The following is a 627-nucleotide window of genomic DNA, read 5'->3' as shown; positions in this document are numbered from 1 at the left end:
TATTTTATATGAGAGTTTGATCCTGGCTCAGGATGAACGCCGGCGGTGTGCCTAATACATGCAAGTCGAGCGCACTGGCCCAACTGATATGACGTGCTTGCACTGAATTGACGTTGGATTCCCAGTGAGCGGCGGACGGGTGAGTAACACGTGGGCAACCTGCCCTGAAGCGGGGGATAACATCTGGAAACAGGTGCTAATACCGCATAACAACGAAAACCACATGGTTTTCGTTTCAAAGATGGTTTCGGCTATCACTTCAGGATGGGCCCGCGGTGCATTAGCTAGTTGGTAAGGTAACGGCTTACCAAGGCGATGATGCATAGCCGAGTTGAGAGACTGATCGGCCACAATGGAACTGAGACACGGTCCATACTCCTACGGGAGGCAGCAGTAGGGAATCTTCCACAATGGGCGCAAGCCTGATGGAGCAACACCGCGTGAGTGAAGAAGGGTTTCGGCTCGTAAAGCTCTGTTGTTGGAGAAGAACGTGCGTGAGAGTAACTGTTCACGCAGTGACGGTATCCAACCAGAAAGTCACGGCTAACTACGTGCCAGCAGCCGCGGTAATACGTAGGTGGCAAGCGTTATCCGGATTTATTGGGCGTAAAGCGAGCGCAGGCGGTT

General features: G+C 52.6%; 1 rRNA gene. It reads left to right on the top strand.

Annotated features, from left to right (window positions below):
- Positions 1-4: 4 nt before the first annotated feature.
- Positions 5-627: ribosomal RNA gene (locus HUK49_RS10605) — 16S ribosomal RNA — on the top strand; the annotation flags it as partial.

Source organism: Limosilactobacillus portuensis, assembly GCF_014838735.1.
GTDB lineage: Bacteria > Bacillota > Bacilli > Lactobacillales > Lactobacillaceae > Limosilactobacillus > Limosilactobacillus portuensis.
The sequence above is the reverse complement of the archived record's forward strand: the minus strand, read 5'-3'. Positions and strand labels throughout refer to the sequence as shown.